The sequence below is a fragment of the Rhodococcus sp. AD45-ID genome, assembly GCF_003023755.1.
GTDB lineage: Bacteria > Actinomycetota > Actinomycetes > Mycobacteriales > Mycobacteriaceae > Rhodococcus_F > Rhodococcus_F globerula.
This window is the reverse complement of sequence record NZ_PYHL01000001.1, coordinates 3,021,327-3,035,783: the sequence shown is the minus strand read 5'-3', so window position 1 is coordinate 3,035,783 and position 14,457 is coordinate 3,021,327. Positions and strand designations below refer to the sequence as shown.

12 protein-coding genes are annotated in these 14,457 nt (G+C 58.2%); 6 read left to right on the top strand and 6 right to left on the bottom strand.

Annotated features, from left to right (window positions below):
* Positions 1-7: 7 nt before the first annotated feature.
* Positions 8-490, bottom strand: a complete 483-nt coding sequence (locus tag C7T36_RS13965; RefSeq protein ID WP_045066151.1) for a hypothetical protein — start codon at positions 488-490, stop codon at positions 8-10.
* Between the two features lie 404 nt (positions 491-894).
* Here C7T36_RS13965 and C7T36_RS13960 point away from each other — a divergent pair, with 404 nt between their 5' ends.
* Positions 895-2,337, top strand: coding sequence for a phenylacetate--CoA ligase family protein (locus C7T36_RS13960; RefSeq protein ID WP_045066148.1), 1,443 nt, complete (start codon positions 895-897; stop codon positions 2,335-2,337).
* Positions 2,337-3,437, top strand: a complete 1,101-nt coding sequence (locus C7T36_RS13955; RefSeq protein ID WP_045066145.1) for a ThiF family adenylyltransferase — start codon at positions 2,337-2,339, stop codon at positions 3,435-3,437. The genes C7T36_RS13960 and C7T36_RS13955 overlap by 1 nt, the downstream gene beginning before the upstream one ends.
* A 17-nt stretch (positions 3,438-3,454) precedes the next feature.
* On the opposite strand, the gene C7T36_RS13950 is transcribed toward C7T36_RS13955, so the two are convergent.
* Complete coding sequence (locus C7T36_RS13950) at positions 3,455-4,714, bottom strand: TetR/AcrR family transcriptional regulator (RefSeq protein WP_045066143.1); 1,260 nt, start codon at positions 4,712-4,714, stop codon at positions 3,455-3,457.
* 221 nt (positions 4,715-4,935) lie between these two features.
* Here C7T36_RS13950 and C7T36_RS13945 point away from each other — a divergent pair, with 221 nt between their 5' ends.
* Both C7T36_RS13945 and C7T36_RS13940 read left to right on the top strand, forming a co-directional pair.
* Positions 4,936-5,214, top strand: a complete 279-nt coding sequence (locus tag C7T36_RS13945; RefSeq protein ID WP_045066140.1) for a LuxR C-terminal-related transcriptional regulator — start codon at positions 4,936-4,938, stop codon at positions 5,212-5,214.
* A gap of 117 nt (positions 5,215-5,331) precedes the next feature.
* Positions 5,332-5,709 carry a hypothetical protein gene (locus C7T36_RS13940; protein ID WP_106939724.1) on the top strand — a complete coding sequence of 126 codons (378 nt, stop codon included), beginning with the start codon at positions 5,332-5,334 and terminating at the stop codon, positions 5,707-5,709.
* Positions 5,710-5,722: 13 nt separating this feature from the next.
* Here the strand turns inward: C7T36_RS13940 and C7T36_RS13935 are convergent, their stop codons facing one another.
* The 3 genes from C7T36_RS13935 to C7T36_RS13925 form a co-directional block, all read right to left on the bottom strand.
* On the bottom strand, positions 5,723-7,051 hold the full coding sequence (locus tag C7T36_RS13935; RefSeq protein WP_146153438.1) for a hypothetical protein: 1,329 nt from the start codon (positions 7,049-7,051) through the stop codon (positions 5,723-5,725).
* A gap of 77 nt (positions 7,052-7,128) precedes the next feature.
* Complete coding sequence (locus tag C7T36_RS13930) at positions 7,129-8,568, bottom strand: hypothetical protein (RefSeq protein WP_045066133.1); 1,440 nt, start codon at positions 8,566-8,568, stop codon at positions 7,129-7,131.
* The gene (locus C7T36_RS13925; protein WP_045066132.1) at positions 8,565-10,091 is read right to left on the bottom strand and encodes a hypothetical protein; all 1,527 of its coding nucleotides are present in this window, start codon (positions 10,089-10,091) and stop codon (positions 8,565-8,567) included. Before C7T36_RS13925 ends, C7T36_RS13930 begins: the two co-directional genes overlap by 4 nt.
* A gap of 339 nt (positions 10,092-10,430) precedes the next feature.
* Here C7T36_RS13925 and C7T36_RS13920 point away from each other — a divergent pair, with 339 nt between their 5' ends.
* The gene (locus tag C7T36_RS13920; protein ID WP_146153437.1) at positions 10,431-11,087 is read left to right on the top strand and encodes a hypothetical protein; all 657 of its coding nucleotides are present in this window, start codon (positions 10,431-10,433) and stop codon (positions 11,085-11,087) included.
* A 2-nt stretch (positions 11,088-11,089) separates the two neighbouring features.
* Positions 11,090-13,654, top strand: a complete 2,565-nt coding sequence (locus tag C7T36_RS13915) for a tetratricopeptide repeat protein (RefSeq protein ID WP_045066129.1) — start codon at positions 11,090-11,092, stop codon at positions 13,652-13,654.
* A gap of 19 nt (positions 13,655-13,673) precedes the next feature.
* Here C7T36_RS13915 and C7T36_RS13910 read toward each other — a convergent pair whose 3' ends face one another.
* Positions 13,674-14,396 carry a CHAP domain-containing protein gene (locus tag C7T36_RS13910; protein ID WP_084702573.1) on the bottom strand — a complete coding sequence of 241 codons (723 nt, stop codon included), beginning with the start codon at positions 14,394-14,396 and terminating at the stop codon, positions 13,674-13,676.
* Between the last annotated feature and the right edge of the window lie 61 nt (positions 14,397-14,457).

The window sequence follows — 14,457 nt, the reverse complement described above, 5'->3', positions numbered from 1 at the left end:
AATCCTGCTACAGCCGAACCTCGGACTCACCTTCGAGTGCAGCGAGTTTCCTGAGCAAAGTCCATCGCTTGGATACAACTCTGTCACAGGAAGAGACAATCCCCGTTCGAGTCATCCACTCCGACATCCAGATTGACACTTCAGTACCGCCGTCGACAGTCGGCGAAAGGCTGACTGACACCACGGGGTTCTTCGAGTTCCACGAATTGATCCCGATCCCTCGCGACTGGAAGTTCATCAAACCGTCACCCTGGACGTTCTTCCATCCAACCCCACTGAAATGGCTTTCGATTACTTGTTGGATTGTCGGGGGATCAGCGGAATGCGCTAGATCTATCTGCCGTTTGGCGTATGCGCCGAGAACCAAACTGAGGATCACCAGGCCCACAAACCATGCGATGGCAAACCAGAATGCCGCCCCGCCGCCAACTGCAAGTGCTGAAACAAAACCCACTATCGTGACGATCAAAAAAGCCAGGAAAATCTGCACGAAGCTTCCTCTCATGAAGATACGGGGCGGCCCTCCGAGGGCTCTACTTCCAGTAGCCGCCGTGTTCATTGCATGTCGAGCCGGTGTTGTTGCACTTGCTGCATGTGAGCTTTCCGAACATGCCGCTCGCTCGTCCTCCGTTGCACGCCGAGCAGTCATGAACCGGCCTGTGACACTTCCTGCATTCCGCCATGTCGAACTCCTTCGTTTGTGGTTGCTGCGTCAAAAAACCTTGCACCACAGTTGACCGTCCGTTCAATAGTCCGATCGACTGACATGGGCGATTTCCGGTCCTGACTACCTCACGATTCTCGGCAACCATCGGCTCCCGGTGATGCTCCGGGGGTTCGGTCTCTCGTGTGCACGGCGACATCAGAACTCGCCACACGAAAGGACCCGCCCTGATGCATCCGACCAGTTCGTCACCCACTTCACCAGGCGCCGATCACGCATTGGCCATTTTCCGGCGTGCGGTTGACGTCGTACCCGCCTACACACAATTCTTGTCAGAACAAGGATTCGATCCAGACGAGATCCATGGCGTGGACGACTTCACGAAGATTCCCACGACGTCGAAAAGTAACTACATTGCTGCGTACGAGCTGAAAGATCTCATGCTTGGCGGCGATGTCACAGGAGCACGAATCTGGTCGTCGAGCTCGGGATCCTCCGGTCGGCCGACGCACTGGCCACGGTCCGCTGCATCTCTGGCACACAGCGTTGCGCTCCATGGGCGCATCATGCGGCAATTCGATGCTGACAAGCGTTCGACGTTGCTCGTTGTCTGCTTCGCGATGGGCAACTGGATCGGTGGAACATATACATTGCGCGCGGCGGAAGAACTGAATCAGCGTGGGTTCCCGTTGTCCGTCATAGCTCCAGGGGTGGACATCGAGACGGTTCGTGAGAACATCGCAACGCTCGGCAAACACCACGATCAAGTCGTAATCGCAGGCTATCCACCATTCGTCCGTGACGTTCTCGACGGCGCGGATCCGGTGGTCCTCAACCAGGACCTGAAGTTGCTGCTTGCCGGCGAGAGCATCGGAGAATCCTGGCGCGACGGCGTGCTGGATCTGATCGGCAAGTCCGGTCGCCCGCAAGACATATGCCTTGTCTACGGCACCGCCGACGCGGGGATGATGGGGCACGAGACGCCAACATCGATTTCCTTACGCCGTCTTGCCCTCGAACATCACGATGTCGACGAGGCGCTGTTCGGTGGTGCTGCCGCGTCGTCGACTCTCGTCGAATACGACCCTTCGTATCGCTACACGGAAATCGACGAGGAGGGTCATTTGCTGTTCACGGTCGACAATACGATTCCGCTGATCCGCTACCGAATCAATGACATCGGCCGAATTCTGAGCCAGCACGACACCAGTCGATATCTGACCGAACTCGGGCACGACCTGGATCTTCGAACATCTTCCGCAAGAGCGGGTTTCATCGTCCTGAAGCGGCGTGCCGACGTCGCCATGTCGTTCTACGCGGTCAATCTGTATCCCGAACCCATCCGTGCCGCGCTGTCGCACCCGCAGTTGGTCGACACGATCACCGGAAAATCTGTACTCGCTCGGCGACCCGGCGCCGACCTGCGCGACACATTGGAGCTGCGAGTCGAATTGCGACGCGACAAGACTCTGGACACGCGTGGGAATACCGCATGCGCTGAACTGATTCGCCGAACGGTGGTCGAGGCTCTTGCTGCCTCGAGCAGCGAATACCGCGAACTGGTGCAGATTTTGGGTGACCGCGCAAAGCCGAAAGTGCACTTTTGCCTGTTCGGAAGCACCGACTTTCAATACGAAATCAAGCAAACACAGGTGGAAAAGGTAGGCGCATAATGATCGAAATACTGCATCCCACACAAGACTCCGACCGCATTCGAACTCTGCTACGACCCGAATCGGGTCTACGATTTGTCGACGGTTGGAAATCCGCGCGCTCGGAGTTGACCGTCATCGATTCGTTCGGAGATGGCGATCCGAACAGGTGGAACGACGAGCGCACCATCGAATGCGCAAGTCGGTACGTCGTCTACCCGTGGCGGTCGGCAATCGTTCGGTTGCCTGACGCCGAGAACTTCTACCGCCTGCGAACCACTCGAAACCGATATCTCCTCGACGACGACGAGCAACACGCGTGGGGTCGGGCATTGATCGGGGTAGCCGGACTCAGCGTTGGATCGTCGGTCGTCTCCGTCTGCTCCTTGACAGGCGCGCGTCGGTTTCGCATCGCAGATCCTGACACATTGGGGCCCAGTAATCTCAATCGCCTCGCTGCGTCCGTCTGCGACTTGGGAGAGTCGAAAGTGACTCTTGCGCAACGCCGTCTACTCGAAACTGATCCCTACACCCACATAGATTCCTTCCCGCGCGGGTACTCGGAAACCGAATCGGACCGATTCTTGGGAGGCATCGATGCCGCATCCTTGTCGGTACTCGTAGAGGAAATGGACGACCTCGCGATGAAAGTCGCCATTCGCCTGCGCGCACGGGCAAAGGGCATACCGGTCGTGATGGCTACGGATAACGGCGACAACGTGATTCTCGATATCGAGCGCTACGATCTGGATCCCGACTATCCCCCGTTTCACGGCAAAGCCGGAGAGCTGATCGGATTGACCGACGACCAACTTCGCGATCCCGAGAATCGGGCACGGATAGCCAATGCGATTGTCGGAAGCAAGGTCACTCCGAGAACTCGCTACTCACTCACACAGGTCGGTCGGACATTGCCCTCATGGCCGCAGTTGGGCACCGCTGCCACTGCAGCAGGGTCCGTCGCGGCATTAGCGGCACGGTTGTTGGTATGCGGGGCGGACTTACCGTCGCGTCGATACCGCTTCGATCTGGACCAGGTCTTGCTCGGCGACGGCGCCAACTCAACTCGTCGCTGGAATGAACTCGACGAACGCACATTCACGGCACTCATGGCCGAATGATCGGCGTACGGATACGTTCAGGGTCTGGTCAACCCGCGCAGCAGCAGACCACCGACAAAAGCGGCGTTGTCCTCAGGCGTCTCGGTCCGCCGGGTGAAACAACGCAGCAGGAGAGCGTTCGTCAAACCGGCGGCGATGTCTATCGGCGTGCCGATAGTCGAGAACAACCCGTTGTCCTGACCTTGCTGAACAACCGGTGCGATGATGGCCGGAAGGTTGAGTTGCGTTTTCAGTGACAGCAAACTTTCCGGCTCGCCGTACGTGTCGTGGGCGACTGCGACCAACAGGGCGTCCATGAATTCGGTCTCGTCTGTCGCGAGTTGCGCACAGCGAAGCATGTAATTCTCGACGATCGTGATCTCGTCCAGGCCGATCAACACATCGTCGGCAACGGTTTCTCGAAGAATGTCCACCCTCCCCTGTAGCGCTGCAACAAGAATATGAGGCTTGGTTGGGAACAGTTTCTTGACGGTCGGGCGCGGAACACCCGCGTTGTCTGCAATGTCGTCTACCTGAGTCATGAAATATCCGCGTTTCCCGAATTCACCCCGGGCAGCGGCAAGAATAGCTGCCCGGGGATCTCGGGGCAGCGGTCCGAGCGAGGGAGGAGCATCAACATTGCCGACCATATCGTCGAGATGTTGGTGACGCCCGGAAGTGTCGACCACTGCCCCGAGAAAGGCGAACAGTGCATCGGAGACAACCGTGGCGGACACGGACTCGGGGTCAGCCAGACTCCGAATCCGGAAGCCATCGAGAATGGCATTGAATGCCGCTGCAAAGGATCTTGCGGTAAACGGCCTCCGGAATGCGGCGTCGGCCTGTTCGAACAAGCCTTCATATGCGGCCAAAACCAGAGCGTCCCGCTGAACGTAATCATTCTTCACGGCCTGCGCAGTACCTCTGTGATTGTGCGCAAACACATGAGACAAGAGATTCTCGGTTACGGAAGATCGGTCCACCAACGGGCGGAACGCTTCGGCAACCAGTGCGGTGACCGCCGGGCGGAGCGAATTGCCGCAGGCCTGCAACTGGCCACGCACCATATCCCTGACCTCGTCAGTCGAGTTCCAATTGGATTCGCTCAACCGCGCAAGCACGGCCTCGACAAAAACCGCCTTACTGTTGAATTTTCGAAAGAACGTTGCCGACGACGAACCTGCCTGATTGACAACGTCGTCAATTCGCAATCCACGTCGGAGGAAATCCCGCGAGTTCTCTGTCAACGATGCCACTCCGGCATCGATGAATTGCACGGCCGTGGCATCGTCCGACATGTCTTGCCCTTTCGGTGTCCAGTAACAACTTTCCACGGCTATATCCCGAAGAACACTTTACCCAGCTACAGCCCATTTTCGCCCCGAATTGAGAGTGTTCACTATCACGTGAATGAACCTGCAATCACCAGAGGGAGTGACCTCCCGAAAAATCTCGCTTTTCATAGGAGTCAAGAAACCATCGCCACCAAAGGTGGCGCCCGGACACCAAGGACGCCCACATGATCTCCAGTGACTGCGACCCGAACAACAATGACAATCGTCCACGCCGCATCGATCCGGGCCTCAGTACGCGCGAGAAGGAGGTTTTACTCGCGTGGATTCAGTGCGACTCCAAATCCGTAGTCTCGCGAAGGCTGTACATCGCACCGGGAACGGTCAACACTCATCTCACTCGAATTCGCGGCAAGTACGACGAGGCTGGGAGAACCGCTCCGACCAAAGCCGCGTTGCTTGCGCGGGCACTCCAGGACGGACTTATCGGGATCGACGAGCTCTAACAGACCCCGCGCCTCCCACGCATCTGTCGGTCGTTCACTCGATACCCGATGCGAAAATCGAAACCTAGAGTGAGGCGCGCGGCGTTCGCTGACGCCGCCTCACTCGGGGGGTCTTCGATGGACGACGGCGATCCACGATGGTCGATCTACATGATGGTCGCCATCCCGGAATACGCCACCGTACGCGACGAGATTCTCCGCTTGTGCCGATCACCCAGGGAGAACATCGACGAGGATAGCCTATTGCGGGCAATAGAATCGGCGTCGTGGGAGTTGTTGCACGAGTTAACGATCGGACGTGAAGACATCACTTGGGCAGAGTTGCATCAGCTGGGCAGCGCGCCGAACTTCGATCACGCAAAGTTGGCTGCGTATCTGAGCACTGCGGGGGCAGTGGGAATCGCGGTCAACGACAAATTGCGGAACTACCTCACCCACACAGTTCCTCAGGAACTGAGTGCTTCGGTCGACTCGGGAAAGTTCAATCGCTCCTAAGATTCAACCCCCTCTATGATTCGGTGGACTCCACCTGTCGAGCTTCAGCAACAGTGTGCGTAAGCGATGCCCACACAATCGGTGAATAAGCCAGATCACCCGAGTTGGATTCCCACAAGCGCAATTGTTCACGTTGCCAATGGGTCACGGCCTCCACCGCGTTGGGCCCACCATGCGCGCGATCGACAACCAGCGCTAATTCGACTGTGGGAAGCGTTGATCGCCGCACTTTTCCGATGCTGTGGAAAGCACTATCGGTCGGAAGCGTCCAGCGGGTAGTGGTCACCAGCGAAGCCCCAGAGTCCACCAACGCAATCACCAAACCGAAAGTCTCGGCCGATCGGAAATCCACGCCACCCTCACACGCTATGAGAGCTACACGACATGGAATAGGCCAGATTTCGAAGCCGTAATTCCTTCGATCCGATCCGTACCGACTCCACACGCGCTCGTCCGAACACTGCTGAGTACCAAGAAGGAAATCCAGTGCGCACAAGGGTAGGTGACGGTCTTGGCTGGGCGACGCCGCATGACCGGGTGCCGTCGCCGATCGAAATGGCTCTGCCATTCCCCATTGCCCACGCCCAGAAGTCCGGGGGCCAACCGTATCGAACAGGTGAATAGACGCAGACCCTGGTTCGTCGGGACTCGAGGATACATGCCCGAAATAGAACAACCGAGATCTCCCGTTCTTCAGAGCGTCTGACAACGCAATTCGGTCGAATTTTCTCGGCACGTCCATCTTGACAGCTTGATCCCCGAAAACCGATTCGAGTTCTTCCGAAATGCCATCGAGCAGTGCATTTTTCGACAAACCCGACAAAGTTTGCCGAAAGCCGCGTTCGAGGGCACTCGGGGGCAGACGTGGATCGAGGACATGAAGTGGAGGAAGGTGACGCACATCTTCCCAGTTCGGGGGCAGCACACTTCGACGAGTGTGAACTGTCGCCGGCGGGTCGAAGGTCACCAGCGCAATGTCCAGCAATCTCCGATCGGCGTCCGCGAAAAGCAATTCCCAGGGAACACGTGCGATCCGAGGACTAGGGGTGATCCTGACGTGAACTGTTCCGTGGGATTCGAATCGCTCACAGATCTGTCGGCGCAACGTCGTCGGAAGCGCAGCCTCGGTGAGCAACGCAGCCAATTTCCGTTCACCGTCGAGGCTGGCGAACGCACCCTGCAACAGCGCCCGACTCGCCGCATCCTCTTTGGACTCGACCTGTGACTGTTCTCCCCGGCCCAACGGCAATGGCGACAACAGGGCTTGATCGAGCATTGTCATGGCTGCGGAAAGGTTCTCGCTGTCCAGACGTTCGGCATGGGGAACGTCTGGAGTATCCATCCACGTCCATGACATGTACGTGGGGCCCGCATCGGCGGCTCGCACAAGAACAACCGAGCGATTCTCGAACCTGAGAGTCACGATCGCCCGTCCGAGCGGTCATTGTCGTCATCCGACGGCGTGATCAACAATTCGGCCAATAGCGGCTGCGTGCCTGGTGGTTCAGCCCTGTCATCCTCCACAGCTGCCATGAAGCGCTCGATTGCCTCGATTCTGCTTTCCAGCAGGGCACCCCACGACTGACTGTCGCGACCGAATTCATCATTCAGCCAAGTCAATTTCTCCACCGCTGATTCAGCCGCATCCAATGCCTCCCGAGTGAATCCGCGCGCTGCCGACGTCACAGCTCTACGAGCCTCCGACTCCGACGTCGAGTTCGCGACGTACAGGGCGGCCAACTTCGCGCGTTGCAATCCCCACGCTTCCAGCATGAGCCGATCGACATCGACCAGCACACCGGCCGAATCGCCGGCACGGAGATCGCGAGGATCGCTAGAAGCACAAAAGATCCCGAAACATATGTCGGAAAGGGAATCCTCGTCGATCTCCATTATCCCGATCAGGCTGGTTCCATCGGCCACCATCGGAACGCTAACGAGAAGCTGCCCTGATCTGCGATTTGCAGCGTACGCCAACATCTCTCCGGCTTCGCGGGAGTGGGGATCGATGCCTTGCGCCAATTGTGCGGACAAAATCACTCTCCCCGTCTCCCCCTCCACGCGATAAGTCGCTTCGATTTCCGGCGTGCTCGCACCACGCCACGCGAGAATCCGCGGAGGTACCACATGCGGATCGATGTACCCACTGAAGACCGAAGCACGAGAGCGAGTTCCGCCACCGGCCATATCCGTATCCACCAAGCTCAACGATTGTGTTTCCACCAGATCTTCGATCCACTGCCGCAGCGTGTCGTCGTCGAACGCGGTGGCGGCCTGCACTCGGGCAGCGAGGTCCATCAGAACGTAACCCCACGTCGTTTCGGATACCGCTTCTGCCGCTTCCAGCGTCACGATCGCCATCTCTTTGGCTGCGCTGCTGGACATCTCACCGTTCAAACAATCCACCCCCAACCCTTCGAGAGTTGCAGACGCAACCGCAAAAAGGCGAGCAGCCGCGGTGGTATCGCCGATTCGGTGTCGTGCAGCAGCGCCGTCCAACACCAGTACGCTCTCGTTCATCCGAACCATCGACCAGCGACCACAGGCCGCGGTCAGACCCAGACGAGTCCACCGTGCATCGAGATGAACAGCGTCACATTCGCTTTCGATGCCACTGGCCGCACGTTCGAGGATTCCGCCAAGGCCAGGTTCCACACAGGCCGCGGCCAGCGCCCTGATCCCACCGCCCTCGGCCACATGCCAACGCAGGACCGTCGACGTGTCCGCAGCGTCGACGACTACTACAACGCCGGGTGCGATGGACACCGCAACTTCTGCAACCGCGGGAGCAACGTCACTATCCCAAGAGAGATCGCCGCCATCGCGTCGTATCGAGCGCGGGTATTTCGATGCACTCACTTGTTCGTCTCCGTCAACTCGGTCCATTCGTCGCGGTGTGTCCGAAGCCTCCGAATGATTTCGGCAGATTTCTGCGTCCAGGTTTGTCCTGCGGCCTTCTTTCCGACGAGTTCGATACCGTCGCCGGCAAAGATGTCGTCGTCATTGATTGCCATTGCCAGGGCCCCCTGTAAGAGTTGCATGACCAGCGCAACCGATTTGGTCGGACTAGGGGCGAGGGTGTTCGTGGGTCTGTGTACTTCGAGCAGGTGACGCACCATTGGCCGAACTGCACCTCGATCTATGAATGCTGCGACCTCGGGGACGGAACCATCGACCACGGTCTCGGCATCAGATTGCAGTATGCCGAGAACTACCTCGCGTTCCCAACACGGCAGCGGCCCTTCGTATTTTTCGCCCCACGGATGACTCGACTCGATCGAGCTGTCCATCACGTACGTACGCGCGCGGGCGAACAGAAGCCTCATCAACGCACCTCGGTAGCCGAGCGCAAGTTCAGTGTGTTCAAGACCATAGCTCTCAGGGTGTTGCGCGTGGGCCGTCCGATCAGCTGACCGGAACAGTTTCCGCCGCAGATCCTGCGTCGCACGGTGGCGATTCGATTTGTAGACGCGTGTCACGAGGTCATCGGTCAGTTCAATTTCGGCGATATGAAGCTTCAACATATTTCGACGTGCACGGCGCCATGTCTCGCCCACGACGTCGGAGCTGGTGTACAGGTTGCTTCCTTGGATCAGTGGCCTGTCGAGATCTCCGGTGTCGACAATTCGTCGATTGAGATAGGACTCGAGAGTTCGCTCGACAAACTCGATTTCCTCTGCTGACGGGGAGCGATCCGCAACGTCGGGTTCACCATATCTGATGGTCATATCTTCGATTGCGCTGCTGAGGATTTCGAGGTCTTCATTGCCGTCATCGTCGGCGATTCGATCCAGATAGTCCACCAACTTTCCGCTGTACCCCCGCATAGCTGCGGCCACGATCTCACTCGTGAACGACTGCGGGGTCTCGACAAAGCGATCGGCATGATCTCGAGTTGATGTCACTGTGCCGCACTGCTCGGTTGCGATCATGGCGTTTCGCGCAGCGGTGCGTGGATGGTTTTCTTCGAGCGGCCGAATGGAATCAACCATTGCAGTGGACAGACCTCTAGGACGCTCTGCCCTCACGTCCCGAACAACATTGGCGGAGCATCGCGCGAAGGGATCCGCATACTCTGCAGCAATCATGCTCACCATGTCCCAAATTTCGACACCTGTTGCCACTTCGTTGACACCCTGACGCATACGCCGCGCAACCTCGGGTGTGGTCATCGTCTCGACCCATTCAGTGGCTCCCAGTTCGTGTGTCCACGTCGTAAGATCCTCGGCGAAGTGCCTGATATTCGGTTTCGGTGACGCCGAAGCCTTAACCCATAATTCGATCAGGTCATTTCGTGTCAGGGTTGCCTCGGCACGACCACCACGGCCGAGTTCACGGCCGATCCACCAACCACTGACGGCCCAGTCACTGCTCCCCGACATGTCACCAACTCCCTATTGAAACGTCTTCGTAGATTAGTCTCATCGAATGACTTTCGGCCGGCGCTGAACTCCTTCATCATTATCCGACAAGCAGGTGATCGTCCTCCTATTCGAAACCTCGCCAATATCGGATCGGACGGAAGGACTGGTCGCAATGTCTACTCACTTCCCATTATGACTGCGATCGTCATCGTTCTAGCCTTCCTGATGATGGTGGTGTATTTCGTGCTCGGCGGGCGAGCATCGCGCGCTGAACACCCAGGTGGGTCAACCTTCCCATTGAAACCGTCATCGAATTCAAATAGATTTGGACGTTCATTTCTGGCAGGGTTCATAGCAGTGAGTGCGCTTGTGCAACTGTCAGCGTCCGAGAGTCCGACGTTTGGCTCTCCGGCCGAAGTGGGAGTGGCAGTTGGCATCTTCGCCCTGGTCGTTGCCCTGCTCGGCTCGTTGCCAGGGGTATCCATCGGGGCTGACCTGCTCTACTCCGTGATCGGACTTATAGCCCTGGTGCCGGCGATGTCAGAACTCACTGAGCCAAGTATTTGCGGAATAGATACGAATGTACCGCTGCGGATAAGCGCAGTTGCACTGTTCGTCGCGATCGCATTCCTCAGCGCTGCGTGCGGGTTCGTTATCGGGGGTATGAATATAAACGGCGCAGCAGTCGCCGGCCTGGCCTGGTTCGGCGCTATTGATGTCGTCCTGTTTCTCACCTCTCCTGTCGGGGTCACCTCGGGTTCCACTCCACTTGCACTCGGTATTATTGCGGCTGTAATTCTGGGAAGCACGATCGGAGCGAGGCCTGAGACGGGACTCTTGATCGTCGGCACCGCATTGGGACTTATCGTGCTACTTTCGTCGGCATCTGGAATGTCCACCAATTGCGACGAGGTTGATTCTGTGGGATCACTGACAGTGTTTGCCACGTATGCAGTTGTATTCGGAATAGGTCGATGGACGATCGGCAAATTCATGCCCGACCGAGTGCGATGAAAATGAAACACCACCCTTGGCCGAGCCGTCTGTATCTAGACGGACTCGATCTTCTTGCCGATGGCAACGCCATCGACGCGCTGGAACTTCTTCGGGCCGCACAGCGCGAATGTGTCAGAGAAGGCGAACTTCACGGCATTGCACACTGCCTACGATTGATCGGCATTGCACAGGCGGACATCGAACAATTCGCAGATTCGATCAAAACGTTGCACCAGGCACTGGAATTGCTGACAGATCTCGACGATCCGGAATTGACAGCAGACTGTGCCGGCGAACTCGGCCTCGTTCTCGCGGACACAGGTGACAAGCGCGAGGCGATCATGTGGCTCCAGAGATCATGTGACCTCTTCGAATCCTGGGGTGATGTCGAGACCGGAGCCGCATACTGCGGTGTGCTCGCCGAACTGTACGAGGACAGTGGCGCTGTCGCGCATGCGTACGCTGCGTTCAGTCGGGCGGCACGCGGATTCTTCGCCACCGGGCAGATAGAGGAGTCCGCCCGCTGCCACGAAGGTGGTGGATCGTGTCTCCTCGAGATGGAGGACATCACTTCCGCAAAGGCGCAGTTCACCATCGCGCGGACACTCTACCGCGAAGTCGACAAAGGTCCGGAAGCTGCTCGGTGCCAGTACCTCATCGGAATCACGTCAACTGTCGAGGACCTTGCTGACGCCGAAATCGAATTGCACGCGGCAATCGATTTCTTTCGAACGGCTGAAGTCCCTGATGCAGAGGGAGATTGCTGGGAACAACTCGGAGACCTCTACTTCGAGGCTAAACGTGTGACAGACGCAGTCGAGTCCTACCGAGCGGCGATCGCGCTGCACTCGCACACAGACCGTCCAAGTCGCAGCGCACACTGCCACAGGCAGTTGGGACTCTTGCTGTTGCATCTCCGAATGATCGACGACGCAATCACATCCTTGGTATCCGCGCGCAATCTGTTTGCCGACGAACATCCGGACGACGCAGCAGGTATCGACGTCGGCCTCGGAATGATCTACGAAGACCAGGGAAGGCATTCCGATGCAGTTGACGCCTATAACCGTGCGCGACAAGCTCACACACGCCTTGGTGACATCGTTTCTGTGGCCACGTGCGACATGCACTTGGCCACAGTCCAGATGCAGCTCGGTGACTTGGTCTCCGCCGAGCGACTACTGATCTCGGCCTTGGCAGAGTTCAGCGCCGCGGAAGAGCCGGTACTTCGTGCGACATGCCTACGATACTTCGGCGCGCTCGCGCGAGAAAAGCTCGAATTATCCAGAGCGGAAGACTTTGTCAACCAATCGCTCGCACTGATCGTGGGATTGGGCGAGTCCGAGTTGGAGGCGGATTGTCGGCAAGAGTTAGCTCTGGTGTTGATGCAAAACGCTGAATACGAGGCGGCAATTGACGGGCTCGAGTTCGCTCGAGCCGCATTCGTGAACGGGGAGAATGTCGAGAAGTCTGCCGCATGCCAACAGAGTATCGGCGTGTGCCTCCTCTCCTTGGGTCGATACGACGATGCCGAGCAAGCACTACTCGAATCACGAAAAGCCTTTTCGAACAGTGGCATTCGCTTCGGCGTTGCGACCAGCGATTCCCACCTCAGTCAGGTCTATCTTGAGGCCGGAAGGCTCGCCGACGCGGAGAATTCGTTTGTCAAGGCTCGCGCGGCGTTCGACTCGTTCGGCTCGACCGATCGAGTCGCGATGGTCGACCAAAATGTGGGTGGCCTTCATGTCGCGAGAGGAGACTTCGACCTTGCCGAGGCGGCGTTCTCCAGTGCAGCGGAACTTTTCGCCGGTCTGGGGCAACACGCGCGAGCGGCCGTCTGCCGGTGCAATATCGGGGTCGTTGCTTTCATGACCTCGGATTTCGTTCGAGCCAAGAAGGTGCTTACCGAGGCCATCGAAGACTTCGGTTCCGATCTCGCCTACAGACGCAATGTCGGCTGGTGCCAACGTAACCTTGCGTGCGCCGAAATCATGGAAGGAAGTCCCGGCACTGCACTGGTGCACCTAGGTGCCGCACGGGAGCTGTTCCTGGCGCTGAGGACCATGATCGATGTTGCCAAGTGCGACTTCCTGGCCGCCGTATCGATTATTGCGGCCTCCGGTGGCGAACGCTACCGTGAAGCACTCGAACTCGCACTGCCCGCAGTTCAGTACGTCAACGCGCAGCGATTCCAGTTCGAGATCGCCAGTAGTCGACTCTCCTGGGAGAAAACGGCTTCGCAGTGGATGGCGGAGATATTCGTGTGGGCGGACAAATTGGGCGATCGACAGCTCTTGAGCGAGCTCGTCGAGTCGACGATCAACTCCGGAACGCACGTGGCCGAGATTTCGGCCGATCGGTTCCTGACCGATGTCGACATCGAATCGCCGACACCTCAGATCGCCGACGACGCTGGTCTTGGCATGGGCGGTGCAAGTGCCCTCGTCGCCGGCGCGGCACTCCCCATGCGCCCACCTCCGCTACTGCAGATGCCCGGGGGGCAGATCGCACTCGAGCGCTACCTGCGCTCGATGGATACGCGTTACGGCACAGTCTCGGGACCCACCGTGGTTCCGGTGATCTGACGACCTGTGGGCGCGTCAATCACGGTGCGAGTATGTAACTCATCCCTGGAACGTCCTTCAGCACGAAATTCCCGTAACCGTTCATATCACGACCCCGGATGTACCGACCGTCAGCACGATTCTCGACGGAATCGACCCACCCCACGTGGCCGAAGTTGCGGTCGGCACCATGCACGCCCGGCTGGAACACGACGATGCTCCGTGCCTGAGCGTCGGCGACCACCGTCCACCCGTTTGCACGTGCATCGTTGGCCCAGGCCTTGGCATCGCCGTGAATATTGGGGTAATAGCCGGTTGCTTGCTTCCAGTAATTCTTTGCACCCCAAGTGCATTGACCCGGAGTAGCGTCGTTCACTGTCATGCTGCGTCCCATGGCCCGACCACCCGCAAGAGCGGGGGCGGAACACCGGGGAGTCACAGCAGCGTTGGAACCGGTCTCGAGGTAGGAGTCAGTGACATAACCACCGCCGTCGATGGTGTACCAGATCGTAGAAGTTGTCCGGTACGGTCCGGTGATTGCCTGTCCCGGTACCCAACAATTGATTCCGACGTTGGTTCCCGCAGGAATCGTCCGAACCGCCGGTCCGTTCGTATTCGGAGCATTGCGGACGTTAACCTGCTGTATCACCTTGCCGGTCCGTATAGCGGCGCCGGCCTCCGGAGCATGCAGTGCCGTCAGTGCGGTGAGTACAAGTCCCGAAGCGGCAAGTGCCAGAACGGCTGTACGTGTGCGAACTGTCATGAGGGTCTCCTTGGTTGTCGAGAGCTTTCATGTCATGGACCGAACCCCCGGATCATTTGCG

Bases quoted from the DNA above. Each gene is read 5' to 3' on its own strand.
- C7T36_RS13925 (WP_045066132.1), bottom strand. From the start codon at position 10,091: ATGTCGGGGAGCAGTGACTGGGCCGTCAGTGGTTGGTGGATCGGCCGT.
- C7T36_RS13935 (WP_146153438.1), bottom strand. From the start codon at position 7,051: ATGGATACTCCAGACGTTCCCCATGCCGAACGTCTGGACAGCGAGAAC.
- C7T36_RS13915 (WP_045066129.1), top strand. From the start codon at position 11,090: ATGAAACACCACCCTTGGCCGAGCCGTCTGTATCTAGACGGACTCGAT.
- C7T36_RS13950 (WP_045066143.1), bottom strand. From the start codon at position 4,714: ATGTCGGACGATGCCACGGCCGTGCAATTCATCGATGCCGGAGTGGCA.
- C7T36_RS13960 (WP_045066148.1), top strand. From the start codon at position 895: ATGCATCCGACCAGTTCGTCACCCACTTCACCAGGCGCCGATCACGCA.
- C7T36_RS13945 (WP_045066140.1), top strand. From the start codon at position 4,936: ATGATCTCCAGTGACTGCGACCCGAACAACAATGACAATCGTCCACGC.
- C7T36_RS13910 (WP_084702573.1), bottom strand. From the start codon at position 14,396: ATGACAGTTCGCACACGTACAGCCGTTCTGGCACTTGCCGCTTCGGGA.
- C7T36_RS13955 (WP_045066145.1), top strand. From the start codon at position 2,337: ATGATCGAAATACTGCATCCCACACAAGACTCCGACCGCATTCGAACT.
- C7T36_RS13940 (WP_106939724.1), top strand. From the start codon at position 5,332: ATGGACGACGGCGATCCACGATGGTCGATCTACATGATGGTCGCCATC.